The sequence below is a fragment of the Rhodococcus sp. 05-2256-B1 genome (genome assembly GCF_002258465.1).
Lineage (GTDB): Bacteria > Actinomycetota > Actinomycetes > Mycobacteriales > Mycobacteriaceae > Rhodococcoides > Rhodococcoides fascians.
Genome location: NZ_NOZA01000034.1, coordinates 68,705 through 81,096 on the forward strand (window position 1 = coordinate 68,705; position 12,392 = coordinate 81,096).

Consider the following 12,392-nt stretch of genomic DNA (forward strand, 5'->3'; position numbering starts at 1 on the left):
TCTCGTTCTTCGGTTCTCTTTTTCGTCAGTGGTGCGGTGCCTCAGCGTCGCAGGCGTAGTCCGCGGGGAGTCGCCGAGAAACCGGCCGCGGTCAACGTCTTGGAGAAGTCCGTGCCGTGGATGTCGTGACCGTTGATCCGTTCGACCAGTAACTTGTCCACCCCGCCGCGCTTGACCGTGGTCGCCAATGCCGTTGCTGCATAAGCGATGTCCTCGGTGTTGTCGCCGAAGGTCAGCACCGACTTTCCGCCACGTTCGACGAACATCGTCAACTCACCGCGAACGAGGACTACCAGTGCACCGGCCTTGCGACCCGGCCGGTGCTTCGTCGTGTCGTCGGTGTCTTCGCCGCCGGCCTTCGGCCAGGGCAGTGCTCCGCCGTAGGGGTTGGCCGGATCGCAGGACGCGAGTACGACGGCGGTGGCGTTCTTCTTCGGTTCGTCGTAACTACGCAACCGGTCGACGACGTCGGAGGTGGAGAACTGAGCGCCGCCCAGCGAATCGACGAAATAGCCGCGGCGGCAGCGACCCGAATCCTCGAACCCCGTCAGCACCTTGTACATCGTGGCGAATCCGCCGGGGACACCTTCGTTCATGACCGAACCGCGGGTCACCACGCCATAGCGTTCGAGAAGTACATCTGCGGTGGCATGAGCCCGGACGGTGAGGTCCGGTTCGAGTTCGGGCAATCGCGACCATCGGCCGCCGGCCGTCGGGGGGCCGGTGCGGGTGGGCAGGGACGGCCGCTCGAACTGACGGTAGGAACGCAGGCGCGGGGTTCGACGCGGTGCTCGATGACTCGGGGCGGAGCGGGTGGCCGTCGAGTTCAACAGAGCCCGCAGTGGCGCGAACGTGTCGTTGCTCAGTCGTCCGGCCCACACTAACTCCCAGAGCGCAGCCTGCAGAGCCGTGTCGTCGGTGCTGCCGACGGTGTCGGAGAGCTGGCGGAAGAAGTACGCACCGCCGCCGGCGACTGCGTCCTGAATGCGAATCTGCAACTCGGACAGGTCGGATTCGGCGGCGGGCACCAGAGTCAGCGGCGCGGTATCGGCCATGTGCAGGCTCACCCAACCGTCTTTGGACGAGATTGCACCGTGGCCCGCCCACAACACCTCGCCGGTCGAGGTCAACTCGTCGAGCATGGCGGGGCTGTAGTCGCTCACCCGGGAGGCGAGCACGAGAGATTCCCACGCCGACGCCGGAACGGGCACGCCCGCAAGCTGTTCGATGACCGTTGCCACACCGTCGATGCCGCTCAACCGGCGGCTGTCCACGTGCTGCCACGCCGGCAGGAAGCGGCCGAGCGTGGCGGTGGACACGGGTTCGACTTCCTGCCGTGCCGCCGCCAGAGATCGCCGCCGCAATCGCCGAAGAACCTCGGCGTCGCACCATTCGCTGCCCGTTGCACCGGGACGGAATTCGCCCTCGACGACGCGTTTGTCGACGGCCAGTCGGCGCAGGACGTCACGCACCACGGCGGTACCGACGCCGAACCGCGCGGCTGCGTCGTCGAGGGTGAACGGTCCGTGGGTTCGGGCGTACCGGCTGATCAGGTCGACGAGTGGGTCGTCGACGGGCTCGATGAACGCGGCGGGAGTGCCGATCGGTAGCGGAACACCGAGTGCGTCGCGCAAGCGAGCCGCGTCCTCGATGGCCGTCCACCAGTGCTGGCCGGCGAACGAAACTTCCATTGCCCGCTTTGCATCGGCCAACTCGGTGAGCCACTGCGGATATTCGTCGCCGTTGGTGCGCTGTCCGACTTCCGTGGCGGTCAGCGGACCGAGCAGCCGCAGCAGATCCGCAACACCCTCGATGTCTTTGGCGTGTCTGTCCTCGGGCAGTCGCTGCAACTCGAGCTCGGTGGTGGTGATGACGCTGTCGTCCAGCAACTCTCGCAGCTCGACGCGTCCGAGCAACTCGGCCAGCAGAGCCGAATCGAGAGACAGTGCGGCGGCCCGCCGTTCGGCGAGCGGGCTGTCGCCCTCGTACATGAAAGCGCCGACGTAGTTGAACAGCAACGAATTCGCGAACGGTGACGGTGACGGCGTCTCGACGTCGACGATCCTGATCTGGCGTCGCCCGATGCGGGCCAGGATGTCTTCGAGGGCGGGGAGGTCGTATACGTCCTGCAGGCACTCGCGCACGGTTTCGAGCAGGATCGGGAACGTGGGGTATTTACGAGCGACGTCGAGCAGCTGTGCCGAACGCTGCCGTTGTTGCCACAGTGGTGCGCGCTTGCCGGGGTTGCGGCGGGGAAGAAGCAGTGCGCGAGCGGCGCATTCGCGAAATCTCGACGCGAACAATGCCGATCCACCGACCTGCTCGGTGACGATGTCGGCGATCTCGTCGCGCTCGAACACGAACAGTTCCGCGCCGGGCGGCTGGTCGTCGGTATCGGGTAGCCGGACAATGATGCCGTCGTCGGATGCGGTGGGGGCGGCGTCGATGCCGTATCGCTCGATCAGCCTCGCGCCGACCGCGAGGGCCCACGGCGCGTGTACCTGCTGACCGTAGGTGGAGTGCAGCACCAATCGCCAGTCGCCGAGTTCGTCGCGAAATCGCTCGACGATCATCGTCTTGTCGGTGGGGAGCTGGCCGGTGGCCTCGAGTTGTTCGTCGAGCAAAGCGATCAGGTTGTTGACTGCGTTGGCGTCGAGACCGTCGGTGCTCAGCCGCTCGGCCAGGTTGCTGCGGTCGGTGGTGCTCCGCAGAAACTCGCCCAGGGCCCGGCCCAATTCCGCCGGTCGACCGAGGCCGTCGCCGTGCCAGAACGGCAGCCTGCCCGGTTGGCCGTATGCGGGACTGACCAACACTCGGTCGTGGGTGATCTCTTCGATGCGCCAGCTGGTGGCGCCGAGTGCGAACACGTCGCCCACTCGTGATTCGTAGACCATCTCCTCGTCGAGTTCGCCTACCCGTGACTGCTTTTCGCCCACCATGTAGACGGTGAACAGGCCGCGGTCTGGGATGGTACCGCCGGACGTGACGGCCAGTCGCTGCGACCCGGGACGGCCGGTGAGAGTGTTGGCGTCGCGGTCCCACACGAGCCGTGGCCGTAGTTCGGCGAACTCGTCCGACGGGTAACGGCCCGAGAGCAGGTCGAGTGTCGACTCGTAGGCAGACCTGGGCAGGGTGGCGAAACTGCCGGTGCGACGGACGGATTCGAACCAGTCCTCGGCGTCGATGGGTTCGAGTGCGCACGCCGCGACGGTCTGCTGGGCGAGGACGTCGAGGGGATTGGCCGGGACGAAGAGGGCCTCGATCTTGCCCGACGTCATGCGTTCGACGGTGACCGCGCAATGGATGAGATCGGTGCGGTGCTTGGGGAACAGCACGCCCTTGGAGATCTCGCCCACCTGGTGGCCGGCGCGACCGACGCGCTGCAGACCACTGGCCACCGACGGCGGTGCCTCGACCTGGACCACCAGATCGACTGCGCCCATGTCGATTCCGAGCTCCAGACTGCTGGTGGCCACAACGCAGCGCAGACGACCGGTCTTCAGATCGTCTTCGATCAGCGCGCGCTGATCCTTGCTGACACTGCCGTGGTGGGCCCGTGCCAGCAGAGGATCGGCACCGTGGTTGACGTCGGATGCGGTGCCCACCTGAGATGGTGGTTTGTGCTCGGTATCGACTCCGCCGCCGATACGTTCGGCGTACACCTCGTTGAGCCGCGCGGTGAGTCGTTCCGCGAGCCGGCGCGAGTTGGCGAAGACGATGCACGATTTGTGCTCGAGGATGAGATCGACCATCTTCTCCTCGACGTGCGGCCAGATCGATCCCTGAGCCGGGGGAGCGGCGGAGGTGTCCGCATTCGGGTCGGTGACGCCGAGTTCGGTCATGTCCTCCACGGGCACCTGAACCGTCAGGTCGAAAGTCTTCGGAGCGGGTGGGGCGACGATCTCGATGGGAGCGGCACCGGCGAGGAATCGGCCCACTTCCTCGTGGGGGCGCACCGTCGCGGACAGGCCGATGCGTTGCGCGGGCTTGTCCAGCATCGCGTCGAGCCGCTCGAGGGACACCGCGAGGTGCGCGCCACGCTTCGTGCCTGCGACGGCGTGCACCTCGTCGACGATCACCGTATCGACCTCGGCCAGGATGTCTCGCGCCGCAGAGGTGAGCACGAGGAACAGAGACTCGGGAGTGGTGATCAGAATGTCCGGCGGAGTCTTGATCATGGTCCGGCGATCGGCAGCGCTGGTGTCGCCCGAGCGGACTCCGACGGAGATCTCCGGCGGGTTCAGACCGAGACGCTTGGCCGTCTGGGTGATGCCGACCAACGGAGCTCGCAGGTTGCGCTCGACGTCCACTGCCAGAGCCTTGAGCGGCGATATGTAGAGCACCTTGGTCTTGCGGGTGCTGTCCGCGCCCAGCTGGGCCAGCTCGTCGAGGGCCCACAGGAATGCCGACAGTGTTTTGCCCGAGCCGGTCGGCGCGACCACCAGGGTGTGCGATCCGCTGGAAATGGACGACCACGCACCGAGTTGCGCCGACGTGGGGGCCGGAAATGCGCCGTTGAACCACTCGCGAGTCGGCCGCGACAGCTTCTCCATGATGTCGGTGCCGATACTGTGCGTGGCCATCCCACCATCATGCCCCGAGGCACCGACAGGTAACCCCGGAGCGCGAAGCTCGTGCGCTGCGGTGTCGTTTCGCCCGATTCGGGTACCCGGTGGCCATGACCGACGACCAAGAGATCATGCAGAAGATTTCCGCGAAACTCGACGCACTGCTCGGCAGCAAGACGAACGGCCTGCAGAACGAGGTGCCGCCGGGTGCAAGCATCCAATCGGACGAGGACGACGCCGAGCACGGTCCACTCGGCCGGGATTACCACTTGGCGAGCAAGTACGCCCAAGCGCTGGCCATCAACGAGCCTCAAGTGATCGACCGTGACGAGTTCGACCGCTTGGTCGCCGAATACGGCTGAGCCGACGCATTCGAGTGAGCCCCGACCCCTGCAGGGGATCGGGGCTCACTCGTCTCGGGCGCACCTGGCGAACGCGCGCGGCCGGTTCTACAGTCGTTAGAGTGACCGAACGCAAGAAGCCAGGAGTCACGTTCGAGTCCTGGGTCGACAAACAGATCCGCGAGGCGCAGGACGCCGGCGCATTCGAAGGACTCGACGGCACCGGTAAACCCATCCCGATGGGCGATTCCGACGACGAACTGTGGTGGGTTCGCGGCTATCTGAGGCGAGAGAACCTGCCGGTCGATGCGCTCTTGCCCACGGCGTTGGCGTTGCGCAAAGAGATCGAGCGGCTGCCCTCGACGTTGATCGGTCTCCGGCGCGAGGAGTCCGTACGAGACGTGTTGGACGAGCTCAACGCTCGCATCGTCGACTGGATTCGCTTTCCTACCCCGCCGATCGTGCCGCTCGGCCCCGTGGATGTCGAGACGTGGGTGTCCCGGTGGCGTACCAATCGAGCCGAGGTCGACCGCCTGGAAAGACAGCACGACGCGGAGTCGGCTGTGACGTCGGGCCGGCCCTCGGCGGCGGACCACGACGGTGCATCGTGGTTCGCGCGCGTTCGCAGCAGGCTCAGCTGGTGGCGCTGAGTCCGATCGTCCTGGCGCAGTAGGCCAGAGCGTCCGCCGCAGTGGACACGAACGGAAGCGCAGCTGTGCCGTCCACGCGAACTCGAGAAGGCAACAGCCCGTCGGGGCACTTCGGTTCCTCGAGTGTCGTCCACCCGGTTGCGCGCCGACGCACGCCGCCGACCAGGGTGTCGGTCGCGTGCCGGACTCCGCTGCGCAGCGCAATGGGGGCGGTGTCGAGGTGCGTGCGAGCGAAGCGCAGTGCGGCGTCGACAGCGTCCACGGTCTGGGTGGCCGATGATCGACCGCGCAGCCCGGTGCTCAGGCCGTGGCCGGGGAGATCCAGTACCACCACGTCGACGCCTGCCCGTGCGATCTCGGCGGCCACGGGTGTCAGGTAGCGGGCATGCAGACCGGTATCGGCAACCAGCACCACCGACTGGTCGGTGGCCGTCGCCGATCGGTGTACTTCGATGTGTACTCGCCCGCCGGCGATGTCGAGCTGCCGGTGCACGACATCGAGGCCGGCGACGTCTGGGCGGGCGAGCGCGACCGCGTCGGAAGCCGGCCGCAACGCTGCCTCGCAGGCGAGGTCGCGTTCGAGGGCGTCCTGACTCCTCAGCAGCGACTTGCCCTGCAGCAGAATCATCATGGCGGCAGCCTCGTGGGAGGTGAGGGTGGGTGCCCATCCGGTGGCGGCACCGAGCGCGGTCGAATCGACGATGGGCTCTCCGGGCGTGACCCACTGCCCGGAGAACGGCGTGAGGCCTAGGGCGAAGGCGATGTTCGCGATACGCGTCGCCGCTTTCTGTGGAACGTCGAACATCAACTGGCCCTGCATCGCAGCGAGTTCACGCACACCGACCCAGTCCACCGGACCCAGGTTGTACGGACCGACGAGGTCGGTCTTGGCCGCGCGGTGGAAGGCGTCGGCCATGTCGTCCTGGAACAAGAATTGGTACGAGGCCCGATCCGCTTCCGGGAACGCGCCGATCGGCCCGGTGAACTGGTCGATCCCGTCGTTGGCGAAGTCGGGTCCGACGATGTACGTGCACCGCAACATGGAGATGGTCATCTCACCGGGGTGCCTACGCAGCCACCACTCCGCGTAATGTTCCACCTCGGCTTTGTCGTAGAAGTAATAGCGATTGGGATCGCCTGCTGGATAACTGTTCTCGGTGAGCGGCTCCGGAGCGATGTCGGCACCGTACGCATTGATGCTCGAGGCGATCACCACGCGTGACACCCCCGCTCGGTATGCGGAATCGATGGCGTTGCGTGACCCGCGCAGGTTGATGTCGTGGGTCTCGGTCTTGTCTTTGAGCTCCTCGACCACGAACGCCAAGTGCAGCACGACGTCGCACTCGGCGAACGTCTCCTCGAGGTCGGGAGAGCGAATGTCCGAGCGGATCGAGGTGAACTTCGGGTGCGTGATTCGGGCTGGGCGACGGGCTATCCCGACGACCGCGTCCACCTCGGGATCCTCGAACAGCCTCGGGAGTATCGCGGCCGCGAAGTCGCTGGTGGCTCCGGTGACCGCGACACGCAAGCCGCGGTGTCGCTCACTCATGAGGGCAGCTCCGCTACGGCCTCGATGATCTGTTCCGTGGCGGTCGACAGCTGCTGTTCGGTGTGGGTTGCCATCACACACAAGCGAAGTATCGCACCGGACTTCGGCACCGCGGGATGCAGGGCGGCGCTGGTGAAGATGCCACGGTCGTAGAGGTTCTTCCACAGACTCATCGCTACGAGGTCGTCGCCGATGTGCAGGGAGACGATGGGCGCAGCCGTATCTCCGTGGGGTGTCGACGAGCGGCCCGCCACGTCGAGGCCGGCCGATTGCAGTCCGCCGCGCAGGATCTCGGCGTTGTCGAGTACGCGCCGAGCCCGATCCTTGCCCTCGTCGCTTCGGATCAGGCGGACGGAAGCCAATGCGGCACCCACCGCAGCTGGCACACCGGAGGTCGTGAACAGGAAGGCGCGGGCCTTGACCCGGAGGGTGTCGATCAAGTCGCTCGAGCCGGTCACGAACCCGCCGGTGGAACTGGGGCTCTTCGACAGTGACGCCATCGTGACGTCGACGTCCTTGGTGATGCCGAACAGCTCTGCCGCTCCGGTGAGTTCGGGCCCGTAGACACCGAGGCTGTGGGCTTCGTCGACCATCAGCGCTGCGTGATAGCGGATACACAGCTCGGAGACGACGTCGAGCGGTGCCAGGTCGCCCTCCATGGAGTACAGACCGTCGACGATCACCAGCACGGCTCCGTCGTCGACGACGGGTAGCTGGAGTTTGGCTTCGAGATCGGCCATGTCGTTGTGCTTGAACTTGACCACCGACGCGCCCGAGAGAATGCTGCCGTCGCGGATCGATGCGTGGGCAGCCGAATCGACGATCACCGTGTCACCGGGGCCGACGATCGCACTGATCGTTCCGAGGTTCGTCTGGTAGCCCGTGGTGAAGACGAGTGCGTCGTCCGTTCCGTGCCACTGGGCGATCTCGTGCTCGAGTTCGAGGTGGAGGTCCAGAGTGCCGTTGAGCAAACGACTTCCGGTGACTGCGCTGCCGAATGTGTCGAGCGCGTGCTGGGCACCCTCGACAACCTTGGGATGGTCGGCAATGCCCAGGTAATTGTTGGATCCGAGCATGATCTTGTCCCGGCCCTCGACGCGAACGACCGGGGCAACGGCCGATTCCATCTTGCGGAAGTACGGGACCACATCGGCGTCTCGAACAGCGCGCAGCAAATCCACGCGCTCGTCTCCGCCGAGTCGTTTCATCAATCTGTTGACAACCATCGTGTACCAGAACTCCTCACAGAGTCGATTGTGGATTGTCGCGAATTCATGAGTTCATTCGGAGCGGGCGGCGCGGGCGATTGGTATTCGGCAGAAGAATATTCAGCGTTTCAAAAGATGCTCTTGCGACGGAAATCGGTTGGTAAATACGCACCGAAAAATAACTTCGGTTTCTTTCGAGGGACAAACTTTACGAGACCTTTAGTTTATCGCCGCAGGTGGCGGGGTATTGTCGGGGTCCAGCGCGAATTCACCTGCTCTACCGCTGTCCATGCTGATATTCGACTGATTTGTCCAGGTCGACTGATGGTACAAATTGAACGACGCCGCAATCAATCAGTGGCACACAATCGATTAGTGACACAAGGAGATGAACAGTGACTGGATTAATGGTGCGCGAAAGAGAAACGCTCGAGAAGTACATGCCGGGTTTGTTGCACTATCTGGACACAACCCCACTGGACCGACTGGAGTCCCGCGATTCGGACGCGATCGACAAGTTTCGGGAATTCGGCGGTACCGGCTTGGTGGTCCCGGGCGAACTGGGTGGTCTCGGTGCTCCGGCCATCGACGCGGTTCGGGCGCAGAGGGCCATCGGGTCTCGCTCACCCTCTCTGGGCGCGGGAACCACGATGCACCATCTCTCGCTCGCGTCCCTGACCGAATTCGCTCGTGGTGCCACCGACGACGACCGAGCATTGATCAAGGGATTGGTCGACCAGAAGGCGATCGTCGCTTCCGGGTTCTCCGAGGGCGTCACCGGCGGGAGTGTGTTCATTCCGACGATGACCGCCGTGAAGAAGGGCGACAACTACATCGTCAACGGAAGCAAGAAGCCGTGCAGTCTGGCACGTTCGATGGACTTGCTGACCTGCAGCGTCGAGATCGACTCCGGTGACCGCGCCGTCGCGCTGATTCCGGCCGGCCTTCCGGGTATGAGTGTGAAGCCGTTCTGGACCACCGACATTCTGGCCGGCGCGCAGAGCGAGGAAGTGTTGCTCGAAGACGTCGAAGTACCGGCAAGCCTCGTCCTACCCAACAAGGACGACGATCCCGATGGCGTGCACGAGATGACCGGCTACCTCTGGTTCGGGATGCTGATCTCCGCCAACTATATCGGCGCAGCGACCTCTCTGCTCGAGCGGATGATCGAGCAGGACAAGGGTGACTACGAAGGCTACGTTCGAGCGGCGGCCGAACTCGAGGTGTCCATGGCGGCAATCGAGAACGTGGCCCGTGCCTTCGACGAAGGTGAACGCGGACAGGACATCTCGGTGAAGTTGCTGTTCAACCGCATCGCGATTCGTGACGCACTGGTGCGCAGCAGTTCGGCTGCCATCGAATCGCTGGGCGGGATCGGCTTCATCAAGTCACCCGAAATCGCTTACGTCGCAGCAGCATTGCACGCGTTCGCATTTCATCCGCCATCACGGCGGTCGATTTCGGAGACCCTGGCCCGTTTCCACGCAGGTGAAGATTTCGCGTTCGTCAAATAGCGACTACCGCTGTTCGTCTTCCAGCTCGTCGTTCAACTTGTCTTCGCCCCGGTTGCGGAAGAACTTGAATCCGGGGATGCCGATGACGGCGCGCCTGACGTCCTTCGTCACTCCGAGAAGCTCGTGGATCTCGGGGGAGACCGTATCGAGGGTCGCGAGGATGGGGAGTAGAGCTTCCATGTGGTCGAGGAGTCCGGGAAGCTGATCGACCATGGCGATCGCTGCGTCGACCTCGGCGTCGGACAGGTTGTCGACGAAGCGTCGCGCCATCGGCTCGGACTTCTTGGCGATGGGATCGAACAGTTCGATGAGCTCCAACGCCGTATGCGAGGCGGCCGATGCCGACGCGACCACGGTGTCCGCGGCATCGGTCGTCCGTTGTACATGAGCAACCACGGCATCGGCCGAATCGATCACATGGTCGATTCGTGTCATCAATGTCTCTATACGGCTCAGCAGTGCTTCGATTCTGCCGGGCAGGGTAAGCGCGAAATCGGCCGTGGTGAACATCCAGCTCACACCGGCCCGCGCCACTGCGGCTCCTCGCCGAAGCACCGTTTCGGTACCGAGAGGGTCGGGGAGGACCACACCTGCCAACACGAGAGCCATAGGAGCGACAATGCCATACCGACGCAACGCCCCGACTGCCGTTAGCCTCGACGCATGAGAGTCCTCGTCACCGGTGCCAGCGGGTACATCGGGTCTCGGCTGGTGGCGGCCCTGTTGGCAGACGACGCGGACGTCGTCGTCGGGTCTCGGACTCCGAAGAACCTGCGCACTTTCGACTTCTACGATTCCGTGACCGCGGTGTCGCTCGACGTCACGGACGAACAATCCTGTGCCTCGGCCTTCGCAGAGTCGGGCGACATCGATGTCGCCTACTACCTCGTCCATGCGATCGGCGAGGCCGACTACCGTGCCCAGGACCGGACGTCCGCCGAGCAGTTCGCCGCGGCCGCCGCACGAGCGGGAGTGCGTCGAATCGTGTACCTGGGCGGCTTCGTCCCCGACGACGCCCACCTGTCGGAGCACCTGGCCAGTCGCGCCGACGTCGGTGAGGCGCTGACGGTGGATGGTATCGATCTGGTGTGGTTGCGAGCGGCGATCGTCATGGGTGCCGGCTCCACGTCGTACGAGATGCTCCGCTATCTGGCGGACCGCTTGCCGGTGCTGCCGTTGCCGAGTTGGCTCGCCGAGCCCGTTCAACCGATAGCAGTCGACGACGTACTGCACTACCTGGTGGCGTCTGCCGATACCGACACCGTCCCAGCAGGTTCCTACGACATCGGCGGCCCGGACGTGGTCCCGTACCGCGACCTGGTGTTCGCCTACGTCGAAGCCGCCGGGCTGCAGCGCATCGGGATACCGGTACCGCTCGTTCCGACGTCACTCGCCGGCAAGGTGATCGGAAAGATCATTCCTGTGCCCGCCGGGCTCGCCGAGGATCTGGTCGGTTCACTGCACAACACGATGACCACGTCTGAGAGCCGGATTCGGGATCTCGTCCCCGATCCGCCCCGTGGTCTGACCACCATCGCAGACGCCATGGCCCGTAGCGTGCGAGGAACCGTGGGCGAGCCGCCCGGGGTCTGTGCACTGAAGGACCCGCTGCGACTGGCGAACACCGACGCAGCATGGAGCGGCGGAGATGCGCTCGGCGTCCGGCGGCACGGCGTGGCCGCGTCCTCGGACCGCACCTGGGGTCTGGTCGAGGCTCTGGGCGGCCGTCGACTGCTGGCATCGAAGCCCGTGGCAGCAGCAGTGCGTACCAACCTCGATGTGGCTGCGAGTGTGAACCGACGCGCGAAGTCGGTCGTGCGCCGACTGACCGATACCGAGGAGGCATGATGGCAACGTGGTCGACGACCGCGCTGAACGTGATGAAGTCCGCTCTGGTCGATCCTGTCGAGCGCGACCACCGGGAGTCCGACGCGGCGTTCAGGAAACGGCGCATCATCGTGCTGATCACACTGGTGATCGGGGCGACGGTGCTGTATTTCTCGCTCAAGGTGGAACCGGGTGACCCGTCGTTCTACGCATTGACGCTCGTGTTGGCCGCAGTGTGGATCATCGGTGGATGTCTGTCGGGGCCGCTGCACCTCGGACGGATCAAGGTGGGCGGGTCCATCCGGCGGCCGATCGTCACCCCCATCCTCATCGGTCTCGCCGTCGGTGGCGTGTTCATGCTCGGCGGCCTCGTCGTCCGTCAGATTCCGCCGCTCGCCGATTTCACCGAGAACGTGCTCGCACACGCCCGAGTGGGGTCGCTGGTACTGATCGTGTTCATCGCGTTGCTCAACGGTGTCGCCGAGGAGATCTTCTTCCGAGGAGCCTTGTACTCCGCCATCGGAGTCAAACATCCGGTGATCATTTCGACGGTCGTCTACACCATCGCCACCCTCGCGTCCGGCAACCCGATGCTCGGCTTCGCCGCCGTGCTGCTCGGTTACGTCATGGGGCTGCAACGTCGCGCGTCGGGCGGAATTCTGGCACCGATCCTGACGCATGTCAGCTGGTCGGCGGTCATGGTTCTGGCCCTGCCCCCGCTGTTCGTGTGAGCAG

Annotated in this window: 10 protein-coding genes; 6 read left to right on the forward strand and 4 right to left on the reverse strand. The window is 64.8% G+C overall.

Annotation, left to right across the window (positions count from 1 at the left end; translation table 11 throughout):
• Positions 1–41 precede the first annotated feature (41 nt).
• Positions 42–4,583 (reverse strand): ATP-dependent helicase, encoded by a 4,542-nt coding sequence (locus CH285_RS23635; protein ID WP_094642960.1) that lies wholly within the window; start codon positions 4,581–4,583, stop codon positions 42–44.
• Positions 4,584–4,678: 95 nt separating this feature from the next.
• On the opposite strand from CH285_RS23635, the gene CH285_RS23640 reads away from it, so the two are divergent.
• On the forward strand, positions 4,679–4,930 hold the full coding sequence (locus tag CH285_RS23640) for a hypothetical protein (protein WP_027496446.1): 252 nt from the start codon (positions 4,679–4,681) through the stop codon (positions 4,928–4,930).
• A gap of 101 nt (positions 4,931–5,031) precedes the next feature.
• On the forward strand, positions 5,032–5,559 hold the full coding sequence (locus CH285_RS23645) for a J-domain-containing protein (RefSeq protein ID WP_094642961.1): 528 nt from the start codon (positions 5,032–5,034) through the stop codon (positions 5,557–5,559).
• On the opposite strand, the gene CH285_RS23650 is transcribed toward CH285_RS23645, so the two are convergent.
• Both CH285_RS23650 and CH285_RS23655 read right to left on the reverse strand, forming a co-directional pair.
• Positions 5,543–7,108 carry an NAD-dependent epimerase/dehydratase family protein gene (locus tag CH285_RS23650; RefSeq protein WP_094642962.1) on the reverse strand — a complete coding sequence of 522 codons (1,566 nt, stop codon included), beginning with the start codon at positions 7,106–7,108 and terminating at the stop codon, positions 5,543–5,545. The two genes, CH285_RS23645 and CH285_RS23650, sit on opposite strands and share 17 nt — an antisense overlap.
• Positions 7,105–8,334 (reverse strand): aminotransferase class I/II-fold pyridoxal phosphate-dependent enzyme, encoded by a 1,230-nt coding sequence (locus CH285_RS23655; protein ID WP_094642963.1) that lies wholly within the window; start codon positions 8,332–8,334, stop codon positions 7,105–7,107. The genes CH285_RS23650 and CH285_RS23655 overlap by 4 nt, the downstream gene beginning before the upstream one ends.
• Before the next feature lie 48 nt (positions 8,335–8,382).
• Between CH285_RS23655 and CH285_RS27585 the strand changes: the two genes are divergently transcribed.
• Complete coding sequence (locus CH285_RS27585; RefSeq protein ID WP_141214957.1) at positions 8,383–8,715, forward strand: hypothetical protein; 333 nt, start codon at positions 8,383–8,385, stop codon at positions 8,713–8,715.
• The gene (locus CH285_RS23660; protein WP_032370673.1) at positions 8,712–9,830 is read left to right on the forward strand and encodes an acyl-CoA dehydrogenase family protein; all 1,119 of its coding nucleotides are present in this window, start codon (positions 8,712–8,714) and stop codon (positions 9,828–9,830) included. The genes CH285_RS27585 and CH285_RS23660 overlap by 4 nt, the downstream gene beginning before the upstream one ends.
• 3 nt (positions 9,831–9,833) lie before the next feature.
• Here CH285_RS23660 and CH285_RS23665 read toward each other — a convergent pair whose 3' ends face one another.
• A complete protein-coding gene (locus CH285_RS23665) occupies positions 9,834–10,439 on the reverse strand; it encodes a ribulose 1,5-bisphosphate carboxylase large subunit (protein ID WP_094642964.1) in 606 nt (201 codons plus the stop codon).
• Positions 10,440–10,493: 54 nt separating this feature from the next.
• Here CH285_RS23665 and CH285_RS23670 point away from each other — a divergent pair, with 54 nt between their 5' ends.
• On the forward strand, positions 10,494–11,678 hold the full coding sequence (locus CH285_RS23670; RefSeq protein ID WP_094642965.1) for an NAD(P)H-binding protein: 1,185 nt from the start codon (positions 10,494–10,496) through the stop codon (positions 11,676–11,678).
• A complete protein-coding gene (locus CH285_RS23675; protein ID WP_032383950.1) occupies positions 11,678–12,388 on the forward strand; it encodes a CPBP family intramembrane glutamic endopeptidase in 711 nt (236 codons plus the stop codon). The genes CH285_RS23670 and CH285_RS23675 overlap by 1 nt, the downstream gene beginning before the upstream one ends.
• Positions 12,389–12,392: the final 4 nt, after the last annotated feature.

Bases quoted from the DNA above. Each gene is read 5' to 3' on its own strand.
- CH285_RS23665 (WP_094642964.1), bottom strand. From the start codon at position 10,439: ATGGCTCTCGTGTTGGCAGGTGTGGTCCTCCCCGACCCTCTCGGTACC.
- CH285_RS23640 (WP_027496446.1), top strand. From the start codon at position 4,679: ATGACCGACGACCAAGAGATCATGCAGAAGATTTCCGCGAAACTCGAC.
- CH285_RS23675 (WP_032383950.1), top strand. From the start codon at position 11,678: ATGGCAACGTGGTCGACGACCGCGCTGAACGTGATGAAGTCCGCTCTG.
- CH285_RS23670 (WP_094642965.1), top strand. From the start codon at position 10,494: ATGAGAGTCCTCGTCACCGGTGCCAGCGGGTACATCGGGTCTCGGCTG.
- CH285_RS27585 (WP_141214957.1), top strand. From the start codon at position 8,383: ATGAGTTCATTCGGAGCGGGCGGCGCGGGCGATTGGTATTCGGCAGAA.
- CH285_RS23655 (WP_094642963.1), bottom strand. From the start codon at position 8,334: ATGGTTGTCAACAGATTGATGAAACGACTCGGCGGAGACGAGCGCGTG.
- CH285_RS23635 (WP_094642960.1), bottom strand. From the start codon at position 4,583: ATGGCCACGCACAGTATCGGCACCGACATCATGGAGAAGCTGTCGCGG.
- CH285_RS23650 (WP_094642962.1), bottom strand. From the start codon at position 7,108: ATGAGTGAGCGACACCGCGGCTTGCGTGTCGCGGTCACCGGAGCCACC.